Source organism: Halomonas sp. AOP7-B1-5 (genome assembly GCF_052353045.1).
GTDB lineage: Bacteria > Pseudomonadota > Gammaproteobacteria > Pseudomonadales > Halomonadaceae > Vreelandella > Vreelandella colorata.
The window spans coordinates 1-25,785 of sequence record NZ_JBQTDC010000031.1 but is presented as its reverse complement, the minus strand read 5'-3'; the positions used below and the strand labels follow the sequence as shown (position 1 = coordinate 25,785).

23 protein-coding genes are annotated in these 25,785 nt (G+C 55.0%); 14 read left to right on the top strand and 9 right to left on the bottom strand.

Annotated features, from left to right (window positions below; all coding sequences use genetic code 11):
* Positions 1 to 34: 34 nt before the first annotated feature.
* The 3 genes from trmA to ACT3XD_RS14585 all read right to left on the bottom strand — a co-directional run bounded on the left by trmA (position 35) and on the right by ACT3XD_RS14585 (position 2,715).
* Positions 35 to 1,159 (bottom strand): tRNA (uridine(54)-C5)-methyltransferase TrmA, encoded by a 1,125-nt coding sequence (gene trmA / locus ACT3XD_RS14595; RefSeq protein WP_192538944.1) that lies wholly within the window; start codon positions 1,157 to 1,159, stop codon positions 35 to 37.
* A 79-nt stretch (positions 1,160 to 1,238) separates the two neighbouring features.
* The gene (gene murI / locus ACT3XD_RS14590; protein WP_192538945.1) at positions 1,239 to 2,027 is read right to left on the bottom strand and encodes a glutamate racemase; all 789 of its coding nucleotides are present in this window, start codon (positions 2,025 to 2,027) and stop codon (positions 1,239 to 1,241) included.
* Between the two features lie 142 nt (positions 2,028 to 2,169).
* A complete protein-coding gene (locus tag ACT3XD_RS14585; RefSeq protein WP_192538946.1) occupies positions 2,170 to 2,715 on the bottom strand; it encodes a hemerythrin domain-containing protein in 546 nt (181 codons plus the stop codon).
* A 453-nt stretch (positions 2,716 to 3,168) separates the two neighbouring features.
* Between ACT3XD_RS14585 and ACT3XD_RS14580 the strand changes: the two genes are divergently transcribed.
* On the top strand, positions 3,169 to 4,503 hold the full coding sequence (locus ACT3XD_RS14580; protein WP_192538947.1) for a replication-associated recombination protein A: 1,335 nt from the start codon (positions 3,169 to 3,171) through the stop codon (positions 4,501 to 4,503).
* 80 nt (positions 4,504 to 4,583) lie between these two features.
* On the opposite strand, the gene lolA is transcribed toward ACT3XD_RS14580, so the two are convergent.
* On the bottom strand, positions 4,584 to 5,237 hold the full coding sequence (gene lolA, locus ACT3XD_RS14575; protein ID WP_192538948.1) for an outer membrane lipoprotein chaperone LolA: 654 nt from the start codon (positions 5,235 to 5,237) through the stop codon (positions 4,584 to 4,586).
* A 184-nt stretch (positions 5,238 to 5,421) separates the two neighbouring features.
* Positions 5,422 to 8,736, bottom strand: a complete 3,315-nt coding sequence (locus ACT3XD_RS14570; protein ID WP_192538949.1) for a DNA translocase FtsK — start codon at positions 8,734 to 8,736, stop codon at positions 5,422 to 5,424.
* A 118-nt stretch (positions 8,737 to 8,854) separates the two neighbouring features.
* Here ACT3XD_RS14570 and aat point away from each other — a divergent pair, with 118 nt between their 5' ends.
* From aat to infA, 3 genes are all read left to right on the top strand, one after another.
* Positions 8,855 to 9,601: a leucyl/phenylalanyl-tRNA--protein transferase gene (gene aat / locus ACT3XD_RS14565; RefSeq protein WP_192538950.1), complete on the top strand. Its 747-nt coding sequence runs from the start codon at positions 8,855 to 8,857 to the stop codon at positions 9,599 to 9,601.
* 40 nt (positions 9,602 to 9,641) lie between these two features.
* The gene (locus tag ACT3XD_RS14560; protein WP_192538951.1) at positions 9,642 to 10,376 is read left to right on the top strand and encodes an arginyltransferase; all 735 of its coding nucleotides are present in this window, start codon (positions 9,642 to 9,644) and stop codon (positions 10,374 to 10,376) included.
* Positions 10,377 to 10,524: 148 nt separating this feature from the next.
* Positions 10,525 to 10,743, top strand: coding sequence for a translation initiation factor IF-1 (gene infA / locus ACT3XD_RS14555; protein WP_007111068.1), 219 nt, complete (start codon positions 10,525 to 10,527; stop codon positions 10,741 to 10,743).
* Between the two features lie 138 nt (positions 10,744 to 10,881).
* Here the strand turns inward: infA and clpA are convergent, their stop codons facing one another.
* The 3 genes from clpA to ACT3XD_RS14540 all read right to left on the bottom strand — a co-directional run bounded on the left by clpA (position 10,882) and on the right by ACT3XD_RS14540 (position 16,122).
* Positions 10,882 to 13,158: an ATP-dependent Clp protease ATP-binding subunit ClpA gene (gene clpA / locus ACT3XD_RS14550; RefSeq protein ID WP_192538952.1), complete on the bottom strand. Its 2,277-nt coding sequence runs from the start codon at positions 13,156 to 13,158 to the stop codon at positions 10,882 to 10,884.
* Positions 13,159 to 13,297: 139 nt separating this feature from the next.
* On the bottom strand, positions 13,298 to 13,618 hold the full coding sequence (gene clpS, locus ACT3XD_RS14545; protein WP_371827760.1) for an ATP-dependent Clp protease adapter ClpS: 321 nt from the start codon (positions 13,616 to 13,618) through the stop codon (positions 13,298 to 13,300).
* A 269-nt stretch (positions 13,619 to 13,887) separates the two neighbouring features.
* Positions 13,888 to 16,122 (bottom strand): NADP-dependent isocitrate dehydrogenase, encoded by a 2,235-nt coding sequence (locus tag ACT3XD_RS14540; RefSeq protein WP_192538953.1) that lies wholly within the window; start codon positions 16,120 to 16,122, stop codon positions 13,888 to 13,890.
* A gap of 233 nt (positions 16,123 to 16,355) precedes the next feature.
* Here ACT3XD_RS14540 and ACT3XD_RS14535 point away from each other — a divergent pair, with 233 nt between their 5' ends.
* From ACT3XD_RS14535 to ACT3XD_RS14495, 9 genes are all read left to right on the top strand, one after another.
* A complete protein-coding gene (locus ACT3XD_RS14535) occupies positions 16,356 to 16,964 on the top strand; it encodes a pseudouridine synthase (RefSeq protein WP_192538954.1) in 609 nt (202 codons plus the stop codon).
* The gene (locus tag ACT3XD_RS14530; protein ID WP_192538955.1) at positions 16,961 to 17,416 is read left to right on the top strand and encodes an NUDIX domain-containing protein; all 456 of its coding nucleotides are present in this window, start codon (positions 16,961 to 16,963) and stop codon (positions 17,414 to 17,416) included. The genes ACT3XD_RS14535 and ACT3XD_RS14530 overlap by 4 nt, the downstream gene beginning before the upstream one ends.
* 73 nt (positions 17,417 to 17,489) lie before the next feature.
* Positions 17,490 to 18,647 carry a tRNA 2-thiouridine(34) synthase MnmA gene (mnmA, locus tag ACT3XD_RS14525; RefSeq protein ID WP_192538956.1) on the top strand — a complete coding sequence of 386 codons (1,158 nt, stop codon included), beginning with the start codon at positions 17,490 to 17,492 and terminating at the stop codon, positions 18,645 to 18,647.
* Positions 18,644 to 19,285 carry a high frequency lysogenization protein HflD gene (gene hflD / locus ACT3XD_RS14520; RefSeq protein WP_192538957.1) on the top strand — a complete coding sequence of 214 codons (642 nt, stop codon included), beginning with the start codon at positions 18,644 to 18,646 and terminating at the stop codon, positions 19,283 to 19,285. Before mnmA ends, hflD begins: the two co-directional genes overlap by 4 nt.
* A gap of 75 nt (positions 19,286 to 19,360) precedes the next feature.
* Complete coding sequence (gene purB / locus ACT3XD_RS14515; protein ID WP_192538958.1) at positions 19,361 to 20,749, top strand: adenylosuccinate lyase; 1,389 nt, start codon at positions 19,361 to 19,363, stop codon at positions 20,747 to 20,749.
* Between the two features lie 30 nt (positions 20,750 to 20,779).
* On the top strand, positions 20,780 to 21,958 hold the full coding sequence (locus tag ACT3XD_RS14510) for a cupin domain-containing protein (protein WP_192538959.1): 1,179 nt from the start codon (positions 20,780 to 20,782) through the stop codon (positions 21,956 to 21,958).
* Between the two features lie 176 nt (positions 21,959 to 22,134).
* On the top strand, positions 22,135 to 22,299 hold the full coding sequence (locus ACT3XD_RS14505; RefSeq protein ID WP_192538960.1) for a hypothetical protein: 165 nt from the start codon (positions 22,135 to 22,137) through the stop codon (positions 22,297 to 22,299).
* 45 nt (positions 22,300 to 22,344) lie between these two features.
* Positions 22,345 to 23,943: an isocitrate lyase gene (locus ACT3XD_RS14500; RefSeq protein WP_192538961.1), complete on the top strand. Its 1,599-nt coding sequence runs from the start codon at positions 22,345 to 22,347 to the stop codon at positions 23,941 to 23,943.
* A gap of 236 nt (positions 23,944 to 24,179) precedes the next feature.
* The gene (locus ACT3XD_RS14495) at positions 24,180 to 24,647 is read left to right on the top strand and encodes an outer membrane lipoprotein (protein WP_192538962.1); all 468 of its coding nucleotides are present in this window, start codon (positions 24,180 to 24,182) and stop codon (positions 24,645 to 24,647) included.
* Positions 24,648 to 24,808: 161 nt separating this feature from the next.
* Here ACT3XD_RS14495 and ACT3XD_RS14490 read toward each other — a convergent pair whose 3' ends face one another.
* Positions 24,809 to 25,087, bottom strand: coding sequence for a hypothetical protein (locus ACT3XD_RS14490; RefSeq protein WP_192538963.1), 279 nt, complete (start codon positions 25,085 to 25,087; stop codon positions 24,809 to 24,811).
* Positions 25,088 to 25,267: 180 nt separating this feature from the next.
* Here ACT3XD_RS14490 and ACT3XD_RS14485 point away from each other — a divergent pair, with 180 nt between their 5' ends.
* Positions 25,268 to 25,750 carry an FKBP-type peptidyl-prolyl cis-trans isomerase gene (locus ACT3XD_RS14485; protein WP_192538964.1) on the top strand — a complete coding sequence of 161 codons (483 nt, stop codon included), beginning with the start codon at positions 25,268 to 25,270 and terminating at the stop codon, positions 25,748 to 25,750.
* The last annotated feature ends 35 nt before the right edge of the window (positions 25,751 to 25,785 follow it).

The window sequence follows — 25,785 nt, the reverse complement described above, 5'->3', positions numbered from 1 at the left end:
TGACATGTTCTTCATGGTGTATGCCACTTTCGCATCATGCGCCCTCTTGATTAATCTCGCGTCGCGTGAGCCATACACCACATTCACAATGGTTGGTGAACGGAAACTGGTCAAATAATGCAAAACGCTCTATCTGATGCGTTTTAGTAAGCAGCGCTAAATTATCGGCAAGTGTTGCCGGGTTGCATGAAATATAGACGATCTGATCATATTCGCTGATCTGCTCGCAGCTCTGGGCGTCCAGGCCTGCGCGAGGCGGGTCTACCAACACGGTGGAGAAGCGATATTCGCCCAGCGCCATTTCGGCCACACGACGCCCCCCTTTCTCACCTTTGAGCGCCAGGGCAAACTCTTCAGCCGACATGCGGGCTACATGCGCATTGGTGATGTTATTGGCGTCAAGATTGACGTTGGCACTAGCTACCGACGTGCGCGAGATTTCGGTCGCCAATACGCGCCGAAAATTATCGGCCAGGGCAATGGTGAAGTTGCCATTGCCGCAATAAAGCTCCACCAGATCTTCTGTCTGGCGGCCTGCGGTGACTTCCCGCGCCCAGCTCAACATTTTCTGGCAGATATGCGCGTTTGGCTGGGTAAAGCTATTTTCAACTTGCTGATAATCGAGCGCTCGCCCATCAACCGTTAGACGCTCCCAGACGTGGTCACGGGTTAGCACTAAGCGCTGCTTGCGCGAGCGGCCGATAATCATAATGCCAAGCTCGGCTTCCAGGGCGCGCGCTTCTTGCTCCCAGGACGCTTCCAGCGGGCGGTGATAAACCAGTGTTACCAGCGCCTCGCCTGACAGCGTAGTGAGAAACTCCACCTGAAAAAGCTTACGTCGCAACTCATTACTGGCTAAAAAAGCCTCGCGCAGGCGCGGCATTAACGCGTTGATGGACTCGCTCGCGACATCAAACTGATCCAGGCGTACCACGCGCTTGTTCTTAGGGTCGGCAGGGTCGACCTCGAACATGGCGTAGAAAAGGTCATCACCTTCGTGCCATATCCGAAACTCACAGCGCTGACGGTAACGGCTCGGCGGCGAGGCAAACACTTCAAGCGCAGGCGGATTAAACACCGCAAAGGTGCTTTCCAGGTATGCACGCTTCTCGGCGAGCTGCTCGTCATAACGTTCGGGTTGTATCACGGGGATAGCCAAGTCGGCGCCTCTTTTTCATAAACGGTATTAATAACGATGCTAATAACAGTCGTGTCGGCTCAGGCTGAAAATACGCGCCCTAGGCGCTTAATTCCAGCCGGCCTGGAGTGTAAAAGCCGTACTGGGAAAAGCCTTCGCCGAGTGCCTCAGCAGAAGCAGTGGTAAAAAAGCGGCCATCCTGCCCGTTTTTTAACGCCGGGGCGATCTGGCCAACGCGCCGGGCAATGGCATCGCCGGAATCAACCCAACTCACAGGCGTTGGCGCAAGCGCCTCAAGCCAGGGTTTGAGTAGGGGGAAATGAGTGCAGCCGAGTACCACGGTATCCACGGGCAGCTGATGGTCGACCGCTTGCCAAAGGGGGTATAGGGCTTGCTGAAGTCGTTCGCGGTTGGGAGAAACGCCGCCAAGTAGCGCCTCGGCTTCAAGCACCAGCGCGTCTGCCGCGACTCGGGTAATGATGCAGTCGCTGGCAAAACTCTCGATAAGCTTTTGCGTATAAGGCCTGCTTACCGTCGCGCGGGTGGCCAGCAGGCCAATATGGCGCGTTTGACTGATGGCAGCAGCGGGTTTTATAGCGGGCACTGTGCCGACCACTGGAATCGTTAGGGCTTTGCGCAGGCCATCGAGTGCAAGCGTGCTGGCAGTATTACAGGCGACCACCAGAACGCTTGGCTGGCAGGCCCGAACAGCAGCTTGGCAAACGGCCACGATGCGTGCCGAAAGCGTGATGTCATCGCGCAGCCCATAGGGCATCCACGCGTTATCACAGGCGTAGCACATGGCCGTATTGGGGTAATGCTGGCGCAGCGATCGAGCCACGGAAAGCCCGCCTACGCCTGAGTCAAAAATCAGCACAGGGCCAGTCATTACTGCCCCTTTGCCTTTTGTTGGGCCTTGGCCTTTTGTTTGAATAGATACACATGCTTCTCCTTCAGCCGCTCAGTCACGGGGCGCTAGTTTAACACGCCCCGCTGGCCGCTGAAGGAAGCTTCGTGACTAGACCGCTTAGCTAGACCGGAGGCACTTCCGCACCGCGTAGTTCAGCATAAAGTTCTGGGTAAGCTTGCTGCAGGCGCTCAAGATCCTGCTCGGCACCTTCCGGCAGGGCTTGCAGCAACTCCTGCATGTCTTCTTGAGTAAAATGCTGATCTATCAGCGGAAAGAGGCCTTCACGCTCATGACGAAGATACGCCCGGTGCGCTTCAAGATAATCGCCCAGGTCCTCTGCAAAACGATCCATAGGCAGAATATTATCCATCAGGATCGTATCGATGTTGTCCGAAAGCTGCTGTAGCCGAGGCTTGAGCTTAAGGTAATCACTTGCCATCTGCTCCATTAGCGCCAAATGTTCAGGCGCTTTAGTCTCCAGACGGTCAACGCATATACGCTCTAATGGTGCAGCAAAACCTTCCATGTAGGCCAGAATGTAATCCACTACTTCACGCATCAGCTGAAAATTAGGCCGCTCGCCCACGGCCAGCGTTTTTTGTTTAAGCTGCAATACATGGAGCATTCGCGCCATGTTGGCATGATCTAGACGCAGTTGGTTTAACATCGTGCCGTCTCCTTGGTTGTGTCATGCCGGCCGCCGAATCCATAAGTGGCGTGGGCACGCAATTATAAGCGGGTTCACTACACTATGTTTATAAGACACTATGTTTACAAGACGCCATGTTTACAAGACATGTTTACAAGACATGTTTACACAAGACATGCCTATACACGATATACCCATACACGATGGCTAAGTACTTAAATCATGTGTGTTAATCAAATGCTTCAGGCTAGTTTTTCAAGCTAGCTCTGCCCATAAGTACACCAAATAAACACTTTCGATAAGTACGATGGCTAGTGTCACCATGCACTTAAGACACTACCCTAGCAAGCGTATTGTTCGTATCATTTTGTAATGAGGGTTATGCAAAAGGTAGCCTGACAATGCGCCGTTTACCATACACACTTGTAGTTACTTTGCTGCTCAACGTCTAGATTTACAACGGAAGTTTACATGGACCTGTTTGACTCTCAGCGCTCAACACCCAGCGATGATGCCCCGCTCGCCTACCGGATGCGCCCGCAAACGCTAGATGACTACGTAGGCCAACAGGCGCTGGTGGGACCCGGCAAACCGCTTCGCCGTATGGCAGAGGCGGGCCTTGTCCGTTCAATGATTTTATGGGGGCCTCCCGGCGTTGGTAAAACGACGCTTGCCGAACTGCTCGCCCATGCCTCCAATGCTCAGCTTGAGCATTTAAGCGCGGTAATGGCCGGGGTAAAAGAAATACGTGCGGCGGTAGAGCGTGCCCAGCAGCAGACTTCTCCGGTTATTCTCTTTTTGGATGAGATTCACCGCTTAAACAAAAGCCAGCAGGATGCGCTGCTGCCCCACGTTGAATCTGGCCTGTTGACCCTGATCGGCGCGACAACGGAAAATCCGTCGTTCGAGGTTAACTCCGCCCTGCTTTCACGCGCTCGCGTTTACGTGCTTAAAGCGCTCGACCAAGAAGAGCTGATCAGCGTGATGCGCCAAGCGCTGAGCGACGACCAGCGCGGGCTTGGCAAGCGTAATATCCACGTTGATGACGAGGTACTTGCGGCCCTGGCGCATGCAAGCGCTGGCGATGCCCGGCGGGCCTTGGGCCTGCTGGAAACCGCGTGTGATTTTACCCAGCCGGAAAATGGCCAGGAGGTGCTGCCCATGGCAGTACTGGCGGATGTAATCGGCCATCAGGCAAGCGCGTTTGATAAGCAGGGTGACGCCTATTACGACCTGCTCTCGGCTATTCATAAATCAATACGCTCATCACGCCCGGACGCCGCTCTACTCTATATGGCGCGATTTATGCAGGGGGGCGGCGACCCGCTGGACGTGGTGCGAAGGCTTGCCGCGATTGCCTCAGAAGATGTCGGTAATGCCGACCCAAGGGCGCTGCCGTTGGTGATAGCCGCCTGGGATGCTTATCTGCGTTTAGGGGATTATGAAGGCCAGCGTGCGATTGCTCATGCGGCCATTCATCTGGCCGTGGCGCCAAAGAGTAACCGGATTGATCGCGCCTGGAAGACCGCCAAGCAGTTTGTCAGCCAACAGCCTCAGGTAGAGGTGCCCACCTATTTACGCAATGCACCTACCAAGCTAATGGAGCGGCTAGGGCATGGTGAAGGCTACCGCTACGCCCATAACGAGCCGGACGGCTACCCGGCTGGCAGCGCGCATAACTGCTGGCCGGAGGACTTACCCCAGGCACGCTTTTTTGAACCCAGCGCGCTTGGCCAGGAAAAACGCTTTGCTGAGATTATGGCGTGGCGGGAAAGCCGCGACCAGGAAGCAGATCAGGCGCCCTAGGGCGCCTGATCGTTATTGTTACCACTTACTATTCACAACTCACCAATCACAACTCACTAATCACCAATCCCTAATCACAACTAAAACTCTTCACGGATGACGTCGGTTCCCTCAGGAATATCAAAGTTAAACAGGCTACGGTTGATAGAGCCGTTACGGGTTATATCGCTAAAGGTAATCATGGTTTTCTGGCCGGTGCTGTCCATCATCCACAGCTCGGTCAGGGTTTCGTTGTCAAACACCAGGCTCAGCTCTTCAAACAGCGTATCTGCAGAGTTAGGCACTAGTGTAAAGATGTCTTCGCCGCCTTCCTGCTCATACACCACATCGTAGCTTTCGGTCAGATCACTGACATTGCCCGAAAGCAGTAGTGCCGGCGTATGCGTTACACGGTCATCCATCGGCTGAACCGTCACCTGCTCAAGATCCGGGTCGTATAAATACACATCGTTACCGTCGGATACCACAACCTGCGAATAAGGGGCTTCTACTTCCCAGCGCAGCATGCCCGGGCGTGAAAGCCACATTTCACCGCGTGCATTCTGCAAACGCTCGCCAGCACCATCGAGAATTTTTTGATCGAAGGTAGCCTGATAGTTTTCCAGCGGCTCAAGCCGTTCAGTCAGGCGCCCAGCGGCATCGTTCGCCCAAGCAGCCGGGGCAGCAAACGTTAAACCAAGGGCGGCAGCTGCCAATGATAATGGTGAAGAAAGCAGAGTTTGCGTATCGCGCATAGAAATCTCCCTGGGCATACGTTGTCAGATTCAATAGACATACGCTGCCGAATTAAAATCGTACTGAGGAATCGTACTGAGGACCGTCAACAACGTCCATGTGGTTAGTCAGACGCAAAACGCGCCGCAGGGTTTCACCTGCGGCGCGACTTTCACGCTTATTGCACGATTAACCGGCGCAGCATCAGCGCGCAGCCGCCGGTGCCAGCACTTCACGGGCACCGTTGGTTCCCATTGAGGAAACAACGCCAGCCATTTCCATGGCATCAACCAGGCGGGCGGCGCGGTTATAGCCAATCTTAAAACGCCGCTGCACCGCTGAAATTGACGCTTTACGGGTTTCGGTCACGAACTGAACGGCCTCGTCATAAAGCGCGTCCTGCTCAGCGTCGTCGCCTTCACTGCCTTCGGCTTCAAGGCCGGTCAAGGCATCGGCTGACACGCCGCCCGAAAGAATCTCCTCAATGTACTCAGGCTCTCCGCGACGCTTCCAGTCATCGACTACGCGGTGCACTTCGTCATCATCCACAAATGCGCCATGCACCCGGTTAGGCGGGCCGGAACCCGCGGGCAAATACAGCATATCGCCGTGGCCCAGCAGGCTTTCAGCACCGCCCTGATCGAGAATGGTGCGTGAGTCTATGCGTGAAGAAACCTGGAACGCCATGCGCGAGGGAATATTCGCCTTGATCAGGCCTGTTACCACGTCCACCGAGGGGCGCTGGGTGGCCAGGATCAAGTGTATACCCGCAGCCCGGGCTTTTTGCGCCAGGCGGGCGATCAGCTCTTCGACTTTTTTACCGACGATCATGAACATATCGGCAAATTCGTCGATCACGACGACGATATATGGCAGCTTGGCAAGTACCGGCGGCGGCTGATGCATTTCCCAGGGCTGCGGCTCCCATAAGGGGTCAGCTACCTGAGCGCCCGCGCGCTCTGCTTCATCCAGACGCGCATTGAAACCAGCAATATTACGAACGCCCATGGCCGCCATCAGCTTATAGCGACGCTCCATTTCGGCCACGCACCAGCGCAGGCTGTTGGCGGCTTCTTTCATATCCGTCACGACCGGCGCCAGCAGGTGTGGAATACCGTCGTATACCGAAAGCTCCAGCATCTTGGGATCGACCATGATGAGCTTCAACTCATCGGGCTTGGCCTTAAGCAACATCGAAATCAGCATTGCGTTAACGCCGACCGATTTACCCGAACCGGTAGTACCCGCCACTAACAAGTGGGGCATTTTGCCCAGGTTGGCAATCACCGGGCCACCGCCGATATCCTGCCCTAGCGCCATAGTGAGCGGCGATGTTTCCTGCTGAAAACGCTCGGAATCGATGACTTCGCGCAGGCGGATCATGGCTCGATGCGGGTTGGGAATCTCGATCCCGACAGTCGGCCGCCCAGGGATGACTTCCACCACGCGTACGCTTTTCACCATCAGCGAGCGGGCCAGGTCTTTGGCAAGGTTGCTTATCTTGGAAGCTTTGACACCTGCTGCCGGCTTGATTTCAAACCGGGTGATAACCGGGCCGGGCCAGGTATCGACCACTTCTGCTTTGACGCCATACTCGCGCAACCGCACTTCTAGAAGCTCGGCCATATCGGCAAGCTGTTCTTCCGTGTAGTTAGGCTGATGCGGTTCAGCGGGTGTCAGCAATTGAAGGCTGGGCACCTCGCCTTCGGGCTCAGGCAGCGTTTCAAAGGCTGGGCGCTGGCTCTGCAGATGCTCGACCGTCCAAAGCGTTGGGCCGCTGTCCACCTCACCTGCCACGTCGTCAGCCGAGAAAGTGGGCTCATGGCGTGCAGCGTTTGTCGGCATTGGCGTTGGCGTTGGCGTTGGCGTTGGCGTTGCAGCCAGCATCACATCGTCTTCGTCATCTTCCCATACCGGCTCGGGAACCACTTCAGGCACGCGTTCACGACGCGGCTCGGCTGTCAGTGAAGGCTCAGAGCGCGCGGCCTCGTCAAGCGGCTCAGCATCGCTTAATGTGGGCTCAGAGCGGAACGGTACGCCGCGGGACACAGCAGGTTCTTCGCTGTGCCACTCGCCACGCTGCCTCTCATCGTTATAGTCGTCGCTCTCGTCCTGCTCATCCTGTGCGCTTTGCTCGTCTTCTGGCGCATCGTCAGCCTCTTCCTGGGCAAAGAAGTGCTTGGCAATGGGCACAGCGGCGTCTTCTTCGCGAGAAGCCCGCATCATCATCGATGGCTCGGCCTGCTCGCGCGCTGGCTCAACAGTAGCGGTAGGCGCTTCAGCGGCAGGTTCGTCTTCTGGCCCCCGTGAAGACACCGCAGGCGAAGGTGTCAGAGCTGGCTCTTGGGTACGAGCCGCGAAAGCATCCGCACGAGGTGTGTTCGGTACCGATACGCTCGGCTCACGAACTTCAGGCGTTATTTCTGGGGTTCTCTCCGGAGTTCTCTCCAGGACTCTATTCGGGCTAGCCGGTGCGGGCTCTGGTTCAGCCTGAGGCTTGAGCGCTGGCTCAGGCGCTAACGTTGGCTCTGGCGCGCTGGCAACGGCGGGCTTAGCCGGTGTTTTCACCGCTGGCTCTGCCGCTGCAAAAGCGGCGGCCTCCCAGGGAATGGAGGTGTCGGTTGGTTCAGCTTTTCGCGCCTCAGACGGTGCTTCGCTCTGGCGATTGATATCATCCGCAACATCCGCCGAGAAGCCAGGCTCTCTGCGCTCACGGCCCGTATCACGCTTGGGCTTAGGCGCCCGCGTAGGCTCTTCCTCTTTTGGCGCGGGTTTTAAAGAGGCACGCAGCGCGGCTCGTTCACGACGTTTCTCACGGCGCTTTTCCCTGCGCGAACTAAACCAGCCGCCTACCCGGCATAAACGACGCCCTACTTCATCGGCCACCTGCAGCCACGACATGCCGCTAAACAGCGGGAACCCGATTAGGATCAAGGCTGCGGCAATCAGGCCCACGCCTCCACTGCCCACCAGGGGCTTGAGCGTACCCACCAGCCCTTCGCCTAAAATACCGCCGGAGGCATAGGGCAAAATGCTGTCAGGATGATAAAAATGCAGCGCACCGAGCATGGTAGTGCCAAACATCAGCAGCACGAGACCACCGGCGTGCACGGCAATGGCAACCGGATCTAATTCAAAGCGCACCTGACGCGAGCGCATCAGCCACCAGGCAGCAAAGCCAAACATGCCCGGCCACCAGAGCGCACTCGCCCCCAGGAGCGAATAAAGTACATCCGCCAGCCAAGCACCGACGGGCCCCATCCAATTGCGAACATCCGTTTCCGGCCCCTGGTAAGACCAGCCCGGGTCTTCCGGCTGGTAGCTAAACAGTGCTAATAATAAAAAAACACACAGCGCGAGCAGTACCACCACTACGCCTTCACGCACCGAGCCCTGTAAACGCAGGCCAACCCGGCGAGCTTTATCTTTCGCGGCTTTAACCCGCGCAGAAGAGGCTGAAGATGGTGCTTGACGCGAATTACGCTGCGTTCGCTTGTCTACCGCCTTATTCACTTTCAAGCGATTCTCCCTTTACACCTCAATGGCGTCTTTAATCCACTTGCGAGTTTGCATCATACCGAGCATCCTTCCGCCGTCACAGAGCTTCTCTACAAGTGCTCAGTAACAGGAGCAAATAATGCTACCTTGGCTTTCTTCGCCATATCCAATATTTCCATCTACCGCCATTGCGCTGGATTCGCCCAATGGCCTGCTGGCCGCGGGCGGCGATCTTTCTCCGCACTGGCTGGTAGAAGCGTACCGTCGCGGCATCTTCCCATGGTACAGCGATGATGACCCCATTTTATGGTGGAGTCCCGATCCGCGCATGGTACTACGTCCTGAGCAATTCAAGCTGCGCCGTAGCTTAGCAAAACGGCTGCGCAATGGGGGGTTTGACGTTACCCTGAATCAACATTTTGAGCACGTAATTAATGCCTGCGCCGCGCCACGCGATGAAGACACCGGCACCTGGATCACCGACGACATGTACAATGCCTACGTTACGCTTCATCGTCTAGGGATTGCACACAGTATCGAGGTACATCAAGCGGGCCAATTGGTGGGCGGCTTGTATGGGTTGGCGATGGGGCCTGTGTTTTTCGGGGAATCCATGTTCTCCAATGCGCCTGATGCCTCCAAAATAGCGCTTGCCCGCCTGGCAGGTGCCATGCAAGCCCATGGCGGTAAGCTGATTGACTGTCAAATGCATACGCCGCACCTTGAAAGTCTGGGAGCAACAACAGTCGCCCGCGAGACGTTCATCAACTATCTTGAACAGTGGCTGCCCGAAACGGCGTTTAGCGTCTCATCGTCGTTTGCTGGAGCACCATCGGTGCCTGCATCCCCATGGCTTCAGTCGATAGCAAGCCACGGCGATTCATAATGCTGGCAAAGCCCTGGTTTATTTGCCAAGGAGGCAAGCTGTGAGTAGTAATACTCCGCGTCAGCCGGTACAGGATCTGCGCTTTTTTCTTACTGTGCCCCATACTTGCAGCTATTTACCCAGCAAAGAGGCGACGACACTTTTTCTCGACCCGCTGGAGTCTCCCGTCACGGGGGTCTACGATTCGCTTTCACTGCTTGGTTTTCGACGCAGCGGGCGGCATTTATACCGTCCTCACTGCGAAAACTGTAACGCCTGCCAGTCGGTGCGCATCCCCGTCGAGCAGTTTGCGGCCAGCCGTTCCCAGCGCAAGGTGTGGAGACGCAATACCGATATCACCACTCGCGTGGTACCCGCGCGCTATGAAGCACGCCACTACGAGCTTTACGCAAACTATATTCGAAAGCGTCATGCCGATGGTGACATGTACCCGCCTAGCAGTGAACAGTACCGTACGTTTCTAACCCTGGAAGAGCCTTACGCGTACTTACTTGAAATGTACCTGGGTGAGGAGCTCGTGGGCGTCTCGGCATTTGATCAGCTGGAGCATGGGCTTTCGGCGATCTATACCTTTTTTGGCGTTGACGACGAACTCGACAGACGCTCGCTTGGCACGCTTGCCATTTTAAAGTTGATTGAGCTGAGCCATAAAAAAGCCCTGCCCCATCTATATTTGGGGTACTGGATCGCAGAGTGTCGTAAAATGCGCTACAAGCAAGATTTTTCCCCAATCGAGCGGCTGGATGGGCGCCATTGGCGGCCACTAATTTGTTAAAACGTACAAATTAACCCAGCTTTTTTGCCTTGACGACGGGCTTACGGCACAATATAGCGCTGTTTCTTAAGTGCCAGTCCTTTGGCCCTTAAAACCTGAAACGGTTTTTGGTTTGCTAACTACGTTAAATAAGTGAGGATCTGCCTATATGGCACGCGAAGATCATATTGAAATGGAAGGCGTTATCGTTGATACCCTTCCTAATACCATGTTCCGTGTTGAACTGGAAAACGGCCACGTTGTAACTGCTCATATCTCTGGCAAGATGCGTAAAAACTATATCCGCATTCTGACAGGCGATAAAGTGAAAGTGGAACTGACACCGTACGATCTTTCTAAAGGCCGCATTGTCTACCGTTCGCGCTAAGCCTTTCTAACGCCTTTTCAGCCAGCACGCAGTACGGCGCCGTCACCTGTATACGACAACGCCCCGTCGAAGACAGGGCGCTGTGCATTTTTACGGCATGATTAGGCGCTACGCACTAAGGCGATCTTAGCGCCCTTTTCAGGGCGCATCCGCCATTTCAGTCTCGGTGGAGAGATGAAGCTCGCCCTCCTCCAGACTGACATGCACAATACCGCCATGCTCGGCCAGCTCGCCAAACAGAATCATTTCGGCAAGTGGCTTCTTCAGCTTCTCTTGAATCAGACGCGCCATGGGACGGGCCCCCATATCCGGATCATAGCCTTTCTCAGCCAGCCAATCGCGCGCCACATCATCTACTTCCAGCTGTACGCGTTTCTCGTCTAACTGCGCCTGTAGTTCGATCAGGAATTTGTCGACTACGTTGCGCACCACCGATGTCTGCAAAGCATGGAACTGAATGATGCCATCCAACCGGTTACGGAATTCAGGCGAGAACGTCCGCCGGATAACTTCCATGGCATCGGTTGAGTGGTCCTGATGCTGGAAGCCGATAGAGCGACGTGACGCCTGCTCGGCCCCGGCATTGGAGGTCATGATAACGATAACGTGACGGAAGTCAGCTTCCCGCCCGTTATTATCGGTCAGACGACCGTGATCCATGACCTGCAGTAGCAGGTTAAAGACTTCAGGGTGCGCTTTCTCAATTTCATCCAGCAACAGCACGCAGTGCGGCTGCTTGGTCACGGCTTCAGTCAGCAAGCCGCCCTGGTCATACCCGACATAGCCGGGAGGCGCACCAATCAGACGCGATACGGTGTGACGCTCCATGTACTCCGACATATCAAAGCGCACAAGCTCAATACCCATGATATGGGCAAGCTGCTTGGCCACTTCGGTTTTACCGACACCCGTAGGCCCTGCGAACAGGAAGCTGCCCACAGGCTTATCCGGCGACTTTAGACCGGCCCTGGAAAGCTTGATGGCGGCTGAGAGCGTATCGATTGCTTCATCCTGACCAAACACCAGCATTTTCAGATCGCGATCAAGTTTTTCAAGCAGCTTACGATCCGAGCTTGAAACGCTCTTCGGCGGAATGCGGGCAATGGAAGCGACGATCGCCTCGACCTGCTCGACATCGATCGTGCCCTTACGCGCTTCTGGCGGCAGCAGCCGCTGGTGCGCTCCAGCTTCATCAATGACGTCAATGGCCTTGTCCGGCAGATAACGGTCGTTTATATAACGATCAGCCAGCCGTGCGGCGCTTTCCAGCGCGCCATCGGTGTACTTGATTTCGTGGTGCTCTTCAAAGCGTGAGCGCAGCCCCTTGAGAATCTTGATGGTGTCGTCAACCGAAGGTGCCAGTACATCGACTTTCTGGAAGCGACGCGCCAGCGCGCGGTCTTTTTCAAAAATACCGCGGAACTCTTGGAAAGTGGTTGAGCCAATGCAGCGCAGCTCACCTGACGATAACAACGGTTTGAGCAGGTTAGAGGCATCCATGACACCACCGGACGCCGCACCCGCACCAATGACCGTATGGATCTCGTCAATAAACAGCACGGCATTAGGCTGCTTACGTAGCTCACCTAGCAGGCTTTTCAGGCGCTTTTCAAAGTCGCCGCGGTACTTGGTGCCAGCAAGCAGCGCACCCATATCCAACGAGTACACGACAGCGTCGGCGATAACGTCAGGTACGTCTTCTTCAACAATACGCTTGGCAAGGCCTTCGGCTACAGCCGTTTTACCCACGCCAGCTTCACCCACCAGCAGCGGATTGTTCTTACGCCGACGCGCCAGAATCTGTACAACACGCTCAAGCTCATGGTCACGGCCGATCAGCGGATCGATCTTACCCAGCCGCGCCTGCTCGTTAAGGTTGGTGGCATAGCCAGTCAGCGGATGAGTTCCGCTTTCAGAAGCGCCTTCTTCAACGTCTTCACCCTCTTGAGAAGCGCTGGAGGGTGAATGACCATGCCCCGCCACTTTGGAAATACCATGGGCGATGTAGTTGACCGCATCGACACGGGCAACGCTTTGCTGCTTAAGGAAATAAACCGCCTGGCTTTCCTGTTCGGAGAAAATGGCTACCAATACGTTGGCGCCGGTTACTTCACTTTTGCCCGACGACTGAACGTGGAAAACCGCACGCTGCAACACACGCTGAAAACCGAGCGTAGGCTGCGTTTCACGATCTCCGTGACCTTCGGGAATAAGCGGCGTCGTTGAGTTGATAAAATCCTGCAGATCGGACCGCAGCTTGTCGAGGTTAGCCCCACACGCCTTTAAAACATCAACGGCTGAGGCATTGTCCAGCAACGCTAGCAGCAGATGTTCAACGGTCATGAATTCGTGGCGCTTTGAGCGGGCCACGGTAAAGGCCGTGTTCAGGGTCAGTTCAAGTTCTTTGCTCAGCATGGCAGTCCCCTTTTCGCTACTACCTAGGGCGTATCGCCACCTAGGACTTGCGTCGGATCAAATTAGTCGACCGGCACTTTCAACATCGGGTACAAATGGCAGGGTTGCAAGCCTCACCGACAAATTTTTATCAACGCACTCAATTTGCGGCTTCAATATCACTCATTAGCGGGTGTTCGCACTCACGCGCATACTCGTTAACCTGATGACATTTAGTCTCTGCGATGTCGCGAGTAAAGACACCACAGGTAGCTTTTCCCTGAGTGTGTACCGCAAGCATTATCTGAACAGCCTTTTCGCTGTCCATATTGAAAAACTCCTGCAGTACTTCAATGACAAAATCCATTGGCGTGTAGTCATCGTTATGCAACACGACCTTATACAAGGGAGGCTGTGCCAGCGCCGGTTCAGCAGACTGAACGGCAACATCCCCATCGTCAGGCATTTCGGGTCGTGTCATACCGGCCATTACACATGGCGCTTTTGTCTTATCAAACACTAGATTAGGCATAGATTGCACTGTTGGTTATCTCAAGACTCATGAATGACCTAGCCAGCGCTCATCAACAATTGCAACCCGCAACAGTGACCAGTCAATAGCTATGACGCTCAAGTTCTACAAGGGTTCACATGGCATTAAAAATATCATACCGCAAAAGCTAAAAAACCCCCGCCCACCAGCGGGACGAGGGTTTTGCTACACGCCCATGCAGTCAGGGCGATTCAGCATCAGCCTTTTGCAACCACTGCTAACGCTTCGTTCAGCGTTTTGCTTGGGCGCATGGCCTGACTCGCCAGCTCACCGTTCGGACGGAAGTAGCCCTGAATATCCACGGCCTGTCCCTGAACACCATTAAGCTCTTTCACAATGGTGTCTTCGTTGGCTTTCAGCTTATCAGCCAACTGCGCGAAGAGCGATTTCAATTCAGCGTCGTCGTTCTGCGCGGCCAGGGCTTCTGCCCAGTAAAGCGCCAGATAGAAGTGGCTGCCGCGGTTATCAAGCTCGCCCACTTTACGCGACGGTGACTTGTTACTGTCCAAAAACTTGCCGTTGGCTTCGTCAAGCGTCTTGGCCAGCACGGTGGCGCGTGCATTGCCGAAGGTGCTGCCCAGGTGCTCAAGCGACGCCGCCAGGGCCAGAAACTCACCCAGCGAATCCCAGCGCAGGTGGTTTTCTTCCAGGAACTGCTGAACGTGCTTGGGTGCACTACCGCCAGCGCCAGTTTCAAACAGGCCACCGCCGTTCATCAACGGAACGATAGACAGCATTTTCGCGCTAGTGCCCAGCTCCATGATCGGGAACAGATCCGTCAGGTAGTCGCGCAGCACGTTGCCGGTGACGGAAATGGTGTCTTCACCTTTGCGGATACGCTCAAGCGATACCGCCATGGCATCGACCGGCGCCAGGATACGGATATCCAGACCGTTGGTATCGTAATCTTTAAGGTACGCTTCTACCTTTTTGATCAGCTGCGCGTCATGGGCGCGGTTCGCATCCAGCCAGAAAATAGCCGGAACGCCGCTTTCGCGTGCACGGGTAACCGCAAGCTTCACCCAGTCCTGAATCGGCGCGTCTTTGGTCTGGCACATACGCCAGATGTCGCCCGCTTCAACGTCATGACTGAACAGCGTATTGCCGTTTTCGTCAGTAACCACCACGGTGCCGTTGGCAGCGATCTGGAAGGTTTTGTCGTGGGAACCGTACTCTTCGGCTTTTTGCGCCATCAGGCCCACGTTAGGCACGCTGCCCATGGTGGTTGGGTCAAACGCACCGTGCTTTTTACAATCTTCGATCACGGCCTGATAGATAGTCGCGTAGCAACGATCCGGAATGACGGCTTTGGTGTCGTGCAGCTGATCGTCAGCGCCCCACATTTTACCGGAATCACGAATCATCGCCGGCATGGAAGCGTCGATGATCACATCAGAAGGCACGTGAAGGTTGGTGATGCCTTTATGGGAGTTCACCATCGCCATCGGCGGGCGCTCTTTATAAAGTGCTTCGATATCACCTTTAATAGCGTCTTGCTGGTCGCTGGGCAGCGACTCAATGGCGCTGTAGAGATCGCCAATACCGCTGTTGGCATTAAAGCCAACGGACTTGAGCGCATCGGTATGCTTTTCAAGTGCGGCTTTATAGAACTCTTCAACCACGATACCAAACATGATCGGGTCGGAAACCTTCATCATGGTGGCTTTCAGGTGCAAAGAGAACAGCACGTTGCGCGCTTTGGCATCGTTGATTTCGCTGTCGATAAAGCTGCGCAGGCGGCGGCTGCTCATGGAAGCCGCGTCAATCACTTCGCCTTCAAGAACGGCCAGGCCGTCTTTCAGAACGGTAGTGGTGCCATCTTTTTGTTGCAGCTCAATCTTGAGCTTGCCGGCTTTTTCCATGACCGCGGATTGCTCGCTGCCGTAGAAGTCGCCTTCGCTCATGTGAGCTACGTGAGACTGAGAATCAGCGCTCCACTCGCCCATGCGATGCGGGTATTTACGCGCGTAGTTCTTGACCGACTTCGGCGCACGGCGATCAGAGTTGCCTTCACGCAGCACCGGGTTTACCGCACTGCCCTTGGCCTTGTCGTACGCCGCTTTGATGGCTTTTTCTTCATCGTTCTTAGGCTCGTCCGAGTAATCCGGCAGCGGGTAGCCCTGGCCTTGCAGCTCTTTAATGGTGGCTTTTAGCTGCGGACCGGAAGCACTGATATTAGGCAGTTTGATAATATTGGCTTCAGGCGTAGTCGCAAGCTTACCCAGCTCAGCCAGATCATCACTAACGCGCTGCTCATCGTTGAGCAGGTCAGGGAACTGAGCCAGTACACGCGCTGCCAGGGAGATATCGCGAGTCTCTACCTCAATACCGGCAGGATCGGTAAATGCATCGATAATCGGTAACAGTGAATATGTCGCGAGCGCAGGGGCTTCGTCGGTGAGCGTATAAATGATCTTCGGCGTTTGGGACATTTTTGCGTTAACCTCTTTTCTAGTCGCTTTAGTTATAAAATCCTAAGCTACGCGGCTCATTCGACGATAGACCGTGCCGCGAAGCGCGCGGGGCAGCGTATCAATCTTGCTGCTTTACTATCACTTCGGTGGTGTTGACGACGACTCCAGCGGTCACGCAGGAGTATACCAGCGCTGCACTTTAACCGCATGAGAGATTGTCGACAAATCAGGCGTAAGACGTAAGAGACTTTATGAGCAGCCTATACCTACTGCATAAACCCTACCGTATGCTCTCCCAATTTACCGACAGTGAAGGACGGGCTACCCTCGCCGATGTTATCGAAGTGCCCGGCGTTTATGCCGCTGGCCGACTTGATTACGACTCTGAAGGGCTTTTGTTACTCAGCGATGACGGCGCGCTCATCCACCGCATTGCGCATCCTCGCCATAAGCAGCCTAAAACCTACTGGGTGCAGCTTGAAGGTCAGATAGACGATACCGCCCTTAACGCGCTGCGTACGGGTATTACCTTAAAGGATGGCCCTACCCGGCCGGCCAAGGCCCGCTTGATTGCCACCCCGCCGCTGGCGCCACGCGAGCCAGCCATTGACCCCAAGCGCCACCCTTCCACCAGTTGGCTGGAATTGACCATTAGCGAAGGGCGCAACCGTCAGGTACGCCGAATGACCGCCCACGTCGGATTTCCCACGCTTAGATTAATTCGCGCCTCGATTGGCGCTTGGCAATTGGGCGACCTGAAGCCCGGCGAATGGCGTAAGGAAACCCTGCACGCCCCACGCCCGGCCCAGGCGTCCAAGCGTTCGCGCAAGCCAGTGGCTTCACGCCGGAAACCCTCATGAGCGCTATTCGAACCATCGCCATTCACAGCACGGCCGCCTGCGTTATTCAGCGCGACAATCGGTTCTTGCTGGTTGAAGAAGCCAAGGGCGGCCCCTTTACGGTATTCAACCAGCCGGCGGGTCATATTGAGGCGGGCGAAGGGCCTATGGCAGCGATTTTACGTGAAGTTGAGGAAGAGACCGCCTGGCGTGTCACGCTAAACGGCTACCTGGGACTTTATATTTTTCACACCGATAGCGGCCAAACCTTTCATAGTCATGGGTTTACCGCCGAGCCCGCCGAGTTTCTCAATACGCCGCTGGACACTGACATTATCGCGACACACTGGCTCACGCTTGCCGAAATTCGTGCCTTAAGCGCGCAACAGCGGCTACGAAGCCCGCTGGTACTCAAGCGCATTGAGGACGCTGTCAGCGAATGCTGCTATCCATTAAGCGTCATTCAGGAGTGAAGCGCTCGAAGCAGCAACCCCCTATCGTGTATAATCGCTGCCCAATTGCATACCACTTCAACCGAGGATGCCAATGACATCCACCAATGGCACACCCACCACCGAGGCATCCGCTGCGGGCAAAGTAATTGTCGGCATGTCTGGTGGCGTCGACTCGTCCGTTTCTGCCTTGCTTCTGCTTCAGCAGGGGTACGAGGTGGAAGGCCTGTTTATGAAAAACTGGGACGAAGACGACGGCACTGAATACTGCACGGCGAAGGAAGACCTTGCCGACGCCGAAGCAGTGTGCGCCAAGCTGGGCATTAAGTTACATACGGCGAATTTTGCCGCCGAGTACTGGGATAACGTCTTCGAGCATTTCCTCGAAGAGTACAAGGCTGGACGCACCCCCAACCCTGACATTCTGTGTAATCGAGAGATCAAGTTTAAGGTATTTCTTGAATACGCCGAAATGCTGGGTGCCGAGAAGATCGCCACCGGCCATTACGTTCGTGAAGGACGGGTTCGCCAAGGTACTAGCGATGTTCGCCCGCGCCTGCTTAAAGGGCTGGACGGTAACAAGGATCAGAGCTACTTCCTGCACGCGGTACCTGAAGCCGCCATTGCCCGCACGCTGTTCCCGGTGGGCGAGCTGGAAAAACCCGCTGTTCGCGCGCTTGCCGAAGCGCACGACCTGATCACGGCCAAGAAAAAAGACTCTACCGGTATCTGTTTTATCGGTGAGCGGCGTTTCCGCGACTTTCTACAGCAATACCTACCCGCCCAACCCGGCAAGATCGAAACGCCCGAAGGCGACGTAATCGGCGATCATATGGGATTGATGTACTACACCCTGGGTCAGCGCCAGGGGCTAGGGATTGGCGGGCTTGCCAACTACTCAGAAGAGCCTTGGTACGTGGCGGCAAAAGATCTGGAACGCAACGTGCTGATCGTGGTGCAGGGTAAGCATCATCCGCTGCTTTTATCGGACACCCTGGCGACTGAAGCCATGGACTGGGTTGCGGGCGAGCCGCCAGCTCAACACGGCCGATTTACCGCCAAAACCCGGTATCGGCAAAGCGACTGCGGCTGCGAAATGCGCACCCTGCCCGATGGCGGCGTTGAAGTGACGTTCGATGACCCCCAATGGGCGGTAACGCCCGGCCAATCGCTGGTGCTTTACGATGGTGATATTTGCCTGGGTGGCGGCGTTATTCGCGCCACCTGGAAAGCGTCGGAGAACCCCGCATGAGTACCACAACGCCCATTCACCGCGCACCCGACTCACCGTCGGTGCGCCAGGCGCTTGCCTTGGCCGGGGTATTCCAAGCCGCCAGCCTGGTCGATGAACTAGCCCGCACAGGCCAGGTTGATAACCGTGCCTGGGATACGCTGATTGAAGCGACCGTGGATACCAACCCGGAAAGCTTTGAAGCCATTTACGGTGGCCATCCGAATAACCTGCGGCGCGGTCTTGAAACGCTTGAGGCACTCGTCGGCCGCAAGCAGGCCAATCCGGTGGTGCTGCGCTATGGTTTTACGATTCTACTAGTCATGAACAAGCTGCGTACCAACAGCGACATGATGGATTCCCTGGGCCAGCACCTTACCCGCATCCAGGGTCAGGCCGAGCACTTTAGCCCGACGCATGAAAACGTTATCGCAAGCTTGGGCGAAGCCTACCAAGACACGATCTCCACCTTTAAAACGCGCATCGTGGTACAGGGCGACCCGTCGCTACTGCAAAGCCGGATGATGCCCGAGCGCGTGCGGGCCTGTTTATTGTCAGGCATTCGCTTTGGGCTTTTATGGCACCAGCAAGGCGGGCGCCGCTGGAAGCTGGTGTTCCAGCGTAAAGCGCTGCGCCGCGCGCTGGATAGCCTCGGCTAGCCATTTGATTGATGATAGTGCGCTCTATACCCCTTTTCCGACTCACCTGTTCTTGAACTACTTGGAAACGACGCCATGCAACTCTCCGCTCTGACTGCTCTCTCCCCCGTTGACGGCCGCTACGGCTCCAAAGCCTCTGCGCTGCGCGAACATTTCAGCGAATTCGGCCTGATCCGTGCCCGTGTCATTGTGGAAGTCCGCTGGTTACAGCGCCTGGCTGAGCATAGCCAAATCGTTGAAGTACCGCCGCTTTCTGCCGGTGCGACCGCCTTTCTTGAGCAATTGATTAGTGAGTTCTCCTTAGATGACGCTGAGCGTATCAAAGAGATCGAGCGCACCACCAATCACGATGTGAAAGCGGTCGAGTACTTCCTGAAAGAAAAAATCGCTGGCAACGCCGAACTGAATGCAGTGACCGAATTCATTCACTTCGCGTGCACCTCAGAAGATATCAACAATCTTTCTTACGGCGTGATGCTGGCCGACGGCCTGCAGGCACTGCTGCCCACCATGCATGAAGTCGCCGATGAAGTAGCTAAGCTTGCGATTGCCCATGCCGCTCAGCCGATGCTCTCGCGCACCCATGGCCAAACGGCAAGCCCGACTACGCTTGGCAAAGAAATGGCCAACGTGGCGTATCGCTTGAAGCGTCAGCTCAAGCAGATCGAGCGCGTTGAGATTTTGGGTAAAATCAACGGCGCGGTAGGCAACTACAATGCGCATCTGGCAACTTACCCCGAAATCGACTGGGAAGAAAACGCGCGGACTTTTGTCGAAGGCTTAGGGTTAAGCTTCAATCCCTACACCACGCAAATCGAACCCCACGACTACATCGCTGAGCTGTTCGATGCGGTATGCCGTTTCAATACCATCCTGATCGACTTCAATCGCGATGTCTGGGGCTATATTTCTCTGGGCTACTTCAAGCAGCGCACGGTAGCGGGCGAAATCGGCTCTTCTACCATGCCGCATAAGGTCAACCCGATTGATTTTGAAAACTCTGAAGGCAACCTAGGTCTGGCCAACGCGGTACTGAGCCACCTGGCGCAAAAGCTGCCGATTTCCCGCTGGCAGCGTGACTTAACCGACTCTACCGTGCTACGCAACCTGGGTGTTGGCCTGGCGTACGGCCTGATCGGTTACCACGCAGGCCTTAAAGGCATCAGCAAGCTGGAAGCCAACCCTGAGCGCCTGGCAGAAGACCTGAACAACAGCTGGGAAGTGCTGGCCGAGCCGATTCAAACCGTCATGCGCCGCTACGGTATCGAAAAGCCGTACGAAAAACTTAAAGAGCTGACCCGTGGCAAGCGCATCGACCAGGCAGGCTTTGCCGCGTTCATCGATACTCTTGAGCTGCCAGCCGACGTAAAAGCCGAGCTTAAAGACCTCTCGCCGGCGAGCTATATTGGTAATGCACAAGCGCAGGCCGAAGCGCTTACCCAACGCCTTGGCAACTTGTCATAAGCGCTGCGGCCACTCACCTAGGATACCGCTATGAGCCAACACGATAAGCCACTCACCCTGCTGGGCGATTTAACACCGGCAGAATTTTTGGCCCACTACTGGCAACAGAAACCGCTGCTGATTCGTGGCGCTATCCCCGACTTCATCAGCCCAATCGACCCTGATGAGCTTGCAGGACTTGCCTGCGAGCCGGGTGTAGAAGCGCGCCTGGTTGAAGAAGACGGCCCAGAGGGCGCCTGGCAGGTGTCTCACGGCCCCTTCGACGAAACAACGTTTGAGCGTCTGCCTGAAGGCCACTGGAGCCTTTTGGTTCAGGCGGCGGATCACTACGTGCCGTCTGTCGCGGCACTGATGGATGAATTCGACTTTCTGCCCCGCTGGCGGTTAGACGATATTATGATCAGCTACGCGCCTCCCGGCGGAAGCGTAGGTCCGCATGTCGATCAATACGATGTCTTTTTACTACAGGCCAGCGGTCACCGTCGCTGGCAGCTGGGTGGCAAGCAGGCAGACGACGCACCCATTATCCAGGGCGTTGACCTGCGTATTCTGGAAACCTTTGAGGTCGAGCAGGATTCTGACTGGACGCTGGCACCGGGCGATATGCTTTATCTGCCGCCAGGTTGGGCACACCACGGTGTCAGCCAGACGGATGACTGCATGACCATTTCAGTCGGCTTTCGGGCACCGTCTGCCGACGAGTCAATCACCTCTTACGCCGACTACCTGGGCGAACAGCTACCCGCCTCGCAACGCTATAGCGATGCGGGCATGGCGCCTGCCAGCCAGATCGGTGAGCTGGACGACGCAGCTGTCGAGCGCATGCGCCAATTCATGCTGAAAACGCTTGATAACCCCGCGCAAATCGCTCAATGGTTTGGCCGAGTAATGACGCAACCTAAATACGTCGATCAAGTCGCTCCGCTTGAAGAGCCGATGGATGAAGCGGCGCTGATGGAACACCTTCAAGAGGGCGAGCCGCTCCTGCACATGCCCGGCTCGCGCTTTGCCTGGCGTAAGGATGCAGGCAGCGTAACGCTATTTGTCGATGGCGACGCCCACCCCTGCGCCGAAGCGCTGGCAAAACGCTTAGCTAACCCGGCTCCCATGTACGAAGACGTACTGGAGCTTGAAGGAGCTGCACCGCTGCTCACTCAGCTGGTTAACGCGGGTAGCCTGGGCTTTATGGGTGAAGACGACGAAGAATAGTCACGCCCTTTATCGACCCAGCGATTAAATGTTTAGCGCCGCCCCGAAGCGGCGCTTTTTTGTATTTGGTTTATCTTCCTGACAAAAAACGACTACATAAACGCGGCGTTTTGCTAACCCATTGTCGTCAAGTTACAACCCCACCTGCCCCCAAGTGTCAATTGTTAGATGCTCCTTTGTCGTCAATAGTTATTGCACTGCAGCGCTATCAAGCCTGCCCAGCTATTCACTGGCTATCGTCCTTTGCCGGTAAGCAGCTGGAAACGTTTTCGCAAGCGCAGCACCGCTATAAAACAACTTACGAAGTGCTCTTGCTAAGTATCTTTGAGAAGTACTTTTGAGAAGCACTCTTGCGAAGTACTCATACGACCCTGGAGAAATTACTCATGACTGGACTGCTTAACGATATTAAAGCCATGGCTCAATTACGCGAGGCCCAGCGTGGCAAGTGGGATGCCATCAAACCTGAATACGCTGCCCGCATGCGTACTCAGAACCGCTTTCATACAGGTCTCGACATCGCCCGTTACACCGCCAAGATCATGCGTAACGATATGGCCGCCTACGACGCAGACACTTCGCAGTACACGCAGTCACTGGGTTGCTGGCACGGCTTTATTGGCCAGCAGAAGCTGATCTCGATTAAAAAGCACTTCGGCACCACCAAGCGCAGCTACCTGTACCTTTCGGGCTGGATGGTGGCCGCACTGCGCTCTGAGTTTGGTCCTCTGCCCGATCAGTCCATGCATGAGAAAACCTCGGTCGCCAACCTGATTGAGGAGCTATATACCTTTTTAAAACAGGCCGATTCTTGGGAGCTTAACCATCTGTTTCGTGCCCTGGACGACGCCAAAGCCGCTGGCGACAGAACCAAAGAGCAGGAAATCATTAGCAGCATCGATAATTATGAAACCCATATTGTGCCGATCATTGCCGATATCGATGCGGGGTTTGGCAACGCAGAAGCGACTTACCTGCTGGCCAAGAAGTTTATTCAGGCAGGCGCTTGCTGCATTCAGCTGGAAAACCAAGTCTCCGATGAGAAGCAATGCGGCCATCAGGACGGCAAAGTAACCGTCCCTCACGAGGACTTTCTGGCCAAGATCAACGCGGTTCGCTATGCATTTTTAGAGCTCGGCGTAGACGACGGTGTGATTGTGGCACGCACCGATTCTTTAGGCGCAGGCCTGACGCAGAAGATTGCCGTTACCCACGAGCCCGGGGACCTTGGCGATCAGTACAACAGCTTTCTGGATGGCGACGTTATCGAGAACGCCGCCGATATCAATAATGGCGATGTGGTAATCAAACAAAACGGCCAACTGGTAAAACCCAAGCGCTTAGCATCCGGCCTCTACCAGTTCAAATCGGGTTCAGGCGAAGACCGCGTCATTCTTGACTGCATTACCAGTTTGCAAAATGGCGCCGATCTTTTATGGATTGAAACTGAAAAACCTCACGTTGGCCAAATTGCCAGCATGGTCAACCGTATCCGCGACGTTGTGCCGGATGCCAAGCTGGTTTACAACAACTCGCCCTCGTTCAACTGGACGCTTAACTTCCGCCAACAGGTGTTCGATGCCTGGGAAAAAGACGGCAAGGATGTCTCCGCCTACCAGCGCGATAAGCTGATGAGCGTTGAGTACGACGATACCGAGCTTGGCCAGCTGGCGGATGAATGGACGCGCAATTTCCAGCGCGACTCCTCTCGCGAAGCGGGTATTTTCCACCATCTGATTACGCTGCCCACCTACCACACCGCCGCGCTCTCAACCGACACCTTGGCCAAGGGCTATTTTGGCAAGGAAGGCATGCTTGCCTACGTAAAAGGCGTTCAGCGTGAAGAAATTCGCCAGGGAATTGCCACTGTAAAGCATCAGGATATGGCGGGTTCCAATATTGGCGATGACCATAAGGAATTCTTCCATGGTGATGCCGCGCTTAAAGCGGGCGGTAAGGATAATACGATGAACCAGTTCGGCTAATTATTATTAGCAATATCGTTCTATGAAAATCCTGCAAACCAGGCAGCCTTTGGGCTCCTGGTTTTTTCGTTATATCTGCACACTGTTTTCTTATTCACTGTCTACACTGAGATTTATGATCTTTTCGAATGATCAGTGGTCATAGCCAACAGCTTCAGTTATCTTTTAGCGAACACTGTTTTATAATTGAAGTATCTTGATATTGCCATTTGAGCTGCAACACCTTGGAGGTTTTAATGAAACGTTTACTACCTGTTGCTGCATTAAGCATCCTGACCTTAGCCGGGTGTGCCAACACCTCACCCTATTCGGGCGATGTATACCGCGGCAACCAAGCACAGACAGGCCAAAGCGTCTCTTACGGTACGATTGTTGCTATTCGTCCGGTACAAATTCAGGCCGATAGCCGTGCTGGGGGCCTGTTAGGTACCGGTGGCGGTGCTATCATCGGTGGCCTTTTAGGTAGCCAAGTGGGCGGCGGTTCTGGTCGTCAGCTAGCCACCGTTGCCGGTGCGTTAGGTGGTTCCGTTGCCGGTTCAGCAGCCGAAGATCGGGCTAACCGCGTTGCCGCCTTAGAAATGGAAATTCGCCGTGATGACGGTAGCGATGTAGTGGTTGTACAGCGAGCTGACCATCAGTACCAAGCTGGTCAGCGCGTGCGCCTGATTGGTAGCGGTGGCAACCTTAGTATCGCGCCTTACTAATCATTGCCACTTGCCCATTATCGTGATTGATGGTGGGCAGTGAACAGATTGGCATCTTTACGCACTACCGCAGTCACTTAGAAACGTTGTTAACCGCAATACAAAAAACGCCCGACCATTTTTTGAATGGTCGGGCGTTTTTATTTAAGCGCGGTGATAAATCAGTGCGCCATACTGCTCGCCCACTCAGCCAATTTCATAACGACTAGACCAATAATTACCAGCAGAATAGCTACCAGCAGAACTTCTACCGGGCGTACCAGCGTAGTTGCACCTAATACAGCCAGTGTGCCGACCCATAAATAGCGGTTTGAGCCATGACTTTTCATTACGCTGGGCAGCATTCGATCTAGGCCGCAGCTAACGCCGCTATGCCATTTTTGATTGACAAAATAGGCAATTACGCCAAAAGCGATAAGCCAAATAAGGAAAGTCGTCATAGCAAACTCCGGTGAATGGAATTTAAAAAAGGCCAAAAGTTGTTGGCGTAGGGTATCCCCGGTCACCGTGCGGCGCAATACCGCGATGAACGAGTGAGCGTAAAAACCTGGCTTACCCCCTGACAAGCCGCGTTTCACGCGTTACCATGTTGGGACATGCACTCACCGAAAGGCTATTCAATGCAAATTGCGCAAAACTCGGTTGTCGCGTTTCACTACACCCTGACCAATGACTCAGGTGAAGTGCTAGACAGTTCCGAAGGCCGTGAGCCTCTGACGTATCTCCATGGCGCGGGCAACATTATCCCGGGTCTGGAGAAAGAGCTTGAAGGCCGCGCAGCGGGTGACAAGCTGAACGTCAAAGTAACTCCGGAAGAGGGTTACGGCGAAGTTCAAGAACAGCTGGTACAAGAAGTACCGCGTGATGCTTTCCAGGGCGTCGAAAACATTGAGCCGGGCATGCAGTTCCAAGCCCAGACTCAAGGTGGCCCGCTGATGGTGACGGTTAAGAACATCGAAGGCGACACCGTTATCGTTGATGGCAACCATCCTCTGGCGGGCGAACATCTTAACTTCGATGTTGAGATTGCGTCCGTTCGTGAAGCGAGCCAGGAAGAAACCGAGCACGGCCACGTGCACGGTGAAGGCGGCGTTGAGCATTAATCGCTTACGTTTGCTGAAAAAGGCGGCCTGCAGGC

Coding starts and splice junctions, on each gene's coding strand:
- hflD (WP_192538957.1), top strand. CDS start 18,644: ATGAGTACCACAACGCCCATTCACCGCGCACCCGACTCACCGTCGGTG.
- infA (WP_007111068.1), top strand. CDS start 10,525: ATGGCACGCGAAGATCATATTGAAATGGAAGGCGTTATCGTTGATACC.
- ACT3XD_RS14530 (WP_192538955.1), top strand. CDS start 16,961: ATGAGCGCTATTCGAACCATCGCCATTCACAGCACGGCCGCCTGCGTT.
- ACT3XD_RS14500 (WP_192538961.1), top strand. CDS start 22,345: ATGACTGGACTGCTTAACGATATTAAAGCCATGGCTCAATTACGCGAG.
- clpS (WP_371827760.1), bottom strand. CDS start 13,618: ATGACACGACCCGAAATGCCTGACGATGGGGATGTTGCCGTTCAGTCT.
- clpA (WP_192538952.1), bottom strand. CDS start 13,158: ATGCTGAGCAAAGAACTTGAACTGACCCTGAACACGGCCTTTACCGTG.
- purB (WP_192538958.1), top strand. CDS start 19,361: ATGCAACTCTCCGCTCTGACTGCTCTCTCCCCCGTTGACGGCCGCTAC.
- murI (WP_192538945.1), bottom strand. CDS start 2,027: ATGACTGGCCCTGTGCTGATTTTTGACTCAGGCGTAGGCGGGCTTTCC.
- lolA (WP_192538948.1), bottom strand. CDS start 5,237: ATGCGCGATACGCAAACTCTGCTTTCTTCACCATTATCATTGGCAGCT.
- aat (WP_192538950.1), top strand. CDS start 8,855: ATGCTACCTTGGCTTTCTTCGCCATATCCAATATTTCCATCTACCGCC.
- ACT3XD_RS14535 (WP_192538954.1), top strand. CDS start 16,356: ATGAGCAGCCTATACCTACTGCATAAACCCTACCGTATGCTCTCCCAA.
- mnmA (WP_192538956.1), top strand. CDS start 17,490: ATGACATCCACCAATGGCACACCCACCACCGAGGCATCCGCTGCGGGC.
- ACT3XD_RS14510 (WP_192538959.1), top strand. CDS start 20,780: ATGAGCCAACACGATAAGCCACTCACCCTGCTGGGCGATTTAACACCG.
- ACT3XD_RS14540 (WP_192538953.1), bottom strand. CDS start 16,122: ATGTCCCAAACGCCGAAGATCATTTATACGCTCACCGACGAAGCCCCT.
- ACT3XD_RS14490 (WP_192538963.1), bottom strand. CDS start 25,087: ATGACGACTTTCCTTATTTGGCTTATCGCTTTTGGCGTAATTGCCTAT.
- ACT3XD_RS14485 (WP_192538964.1), top strand. CDS start 25,268: ATGCAAATTGCGCAAAACTCGGTTGTCGCGTTTCACTACACCCTGACC.
- ACT3XD_RS14495 (WP_192538962.1), top strand. CDS start 24,180: ATGAAACGTTTACTACCTGTTGCTGCATTAAGCATCCTGACCTTAGCC.
- ACT3XD_RS14585 (WP_192538946.1), bottom strand. CDS start 2,715: ATGTTAAACCAACTGCGTCTAGATCATGCCAACATGGCGCGAATGCTC.
- ACT3XD_RS14580 (WP_192538947.1), top strand. CDS start 3,169: ATGGACCTGTTTGACTCTCAGCGCTCAACACCCAGCGATGATGCCCCG.